The organism is Paenibacillus zanthoxyli JH29 (assembly GCF_000520715.1).
Lineage (GTDB): Bacteria > Bacillota > Bacilli > Paenibacillales > Paenibacillaceae > Paenibacillus_AQ > Paenibacillus_AQ zanthoxyli.
On record NZ_ASSD01000471.1, the window covers coordinates 1 to 1,923 of the forward strand.

Below are 1,923 nucleotides of genomic sequence, written 5' to 3' on the forward strand. Positions count from 1 at the left end.
GTCGCCATATTTTACCGCCGTCTCCGATTTGCTGAGACCCTGAAGCGCGCCGTAATGGCGCTCGTTCAGCTTCCACGATTTCTGCACGGGAATCCACAGCAGGTCCAGCTCTTCCAGAACGAAATTAAGCGTCTTGATAGAACGCTTGAGCACCGAAGCAAAGGCGAGGTCGAACGTATATCCGGCTTCCTTAAGCATTCTGCCCGCGTCCTTGGCTTCCTGTATTCCCTTCTCCGTGAGATCCGGATCGCTCCAGCCGGTAAACAGATTTTGCCGATTATACTCGCTCTCTCCATGCCGTATCAACACGATTTCGTACATATGCGCTCTCCTTTCCTATCCCACGCCTGCCATTTTGCTCATAATAGTCATTTAATACAATTTCCAGTCGTTTTAAACGCGGCAGCACAAGAAAAACCGAAGACCCAAAAGATCCCCGGTTCGTTTTTTAGCGAATTTCCGAGGGGCTCTTCCCCGTATGCTGCTTGAACTGCCGGCTGAAAAAGAAAATATCGCGGTATCCGAGCGCGTCCGCCACCTCCGTCACGTTCATTCCCGCGTACAGCAGCAAATGCTGGGCCCGTTCGATCCGGGTGCGGATGACGTAAGATTGCACGGAGGAGCCGATCAGCTCCTTGAATTTGATGGAAAAATAGCGCGGCGACAGACCGGCCCGGGCCGCCAGTTCTTCCACCCGATGCACAGCGCCAGGGTTCTGGCTGATATAATTCGCGACCTCGTGGATGACCTCCACCAGTTGGTTGCTGACATTGCGTTCCACCGGCTTGACCCGGTCTTCCCGCAGCAGGTTAATCATAATCTGCTTGAGAATCAGCTGACCCTCTTCCTCTGCGGCGAAGGTCTTGACCAGAAACAACCGGACGTAGCGGGCAAGCAAATGCTCGAACTCCAACGACTCCGTCAGCTTGCGGTAAGGCTCGGGAATATCGGTGACCGGCTCCTTGACGTCAAAATGAATATATGTAAGCACAAGCGGCTTCTGGGGGTTATGCGATGCGCTAGTATGATCTCCCGGACGAAACAGGAAACAGCTTCCCTTCCCGACTTCATAGGCTGTGCCGTTCCGCACAACCGTTCCTTCGCCGCTCCAGATGTAGAACAGATCGTAATTGGGCAGCGGCTTCTCCCTTTTCTGCCATTTCCATCCCGGCTCGCAGACGATTTTGGCCAAGGCGGGCAGGATGACAAAAGCGGACGGCGATGCATGCAGCATCCTTTCTCCCTCCTTCATCATTAATAGCTTATCCTATCATACCTTTTCACGATTCATTTTGCACATCGTTCCAGGCCAGTGACAGCCGCCGAACCCCCTCAATCAGCTCCTCCTCGTCCAGATGGGAAAAAGCGAAGCAGGCGGCGGGATCTCCGGGTGTAATCCGGTAAAGGGCGGCGTCTCTGAAATCGACGTCCCGCAGCTTGGCCGCCTTCTGAAAGCGTGCGAATTCCTCTTCGCTCCGCAGCCATCGGGCGTATATATGCAGCCCCGCGTCGCCGGGCTGCGGATGAAACAGGCCGCCCGGCATTCCGGCCAGCAGTTCGCGAAGGATGCTGCCGCGTTCGCCATAGAGGCGCGTCATCCGCCGGATATGGCGGGCGTATACGCCGAGCGACATGAAGCGGGCCAGCGCCCGCTGCTCCAGCAGTCCGGCGGGAAGCGGTTCGTACAGCGCCTTCGCGGCTGTCACAGGCGGGGTCAGGGAAGGCGGCAGGACGGCGTAGCCGAGGCGAAGCCCGGCGAACATCGTGTTGGAGAAGGAGCCGATATACACGACGCGCTCCTCCCGGTCAAGCGCCTTCAGCGGCTCGATAGGACGGCCGGACCAGCGGAACTCGCTGTCGTAATCATCTTCGATGATGATCGCCCGCCGGGCGGACGCCCATTCGAGCAGCCTCCGCCGCCGC

At 57.3% G+C, this 1,923-nt stretch carries 2 protein-coding genes and 1 pseudogene; all 3 read right to left on the bottom strand.

All coding sequences use genetic code 11. The features are described from left to right. On the bottom strand, positions 1 to 321 hold a 321-nt coding region (locus L691_RS0118190; RefSeq protein WP_025691840.1), incomplete at its 3' end, for a 2,3-bisphosphoglycerate-dependent phosphoglycerate mutase. 127 nt (positions 322 to 448) lie between these two features. Continuing rightward, entirely contained in the window at positions 449 to 1,234 is a 786-nt protein-coding gene (locus tag L691_RS0118195) for an AraC family transcriptional regulator (RefSeq protein WP_025691838.1), read from the bottom strand. Positions 1,235 to 1,280: 46 nt separating this feature from the next. Then, positions 1,281 to 1,923 (bottom strand): annotated as a pseudogene (locus L691_RS32950) (PLP-dependent aminotransferase family protein); the annotation flags it as partial.

What these genes read in the sequence shown, in the direction of transcription:
- L691_RS0118195 (WP_025691838.1), bottom strand. Translation starts at nt 1,234, where the DNA reads ATGCTGCATGCATCGCCGTCCGCTTTTGTCATCCTGCCCGCCTTGGCC.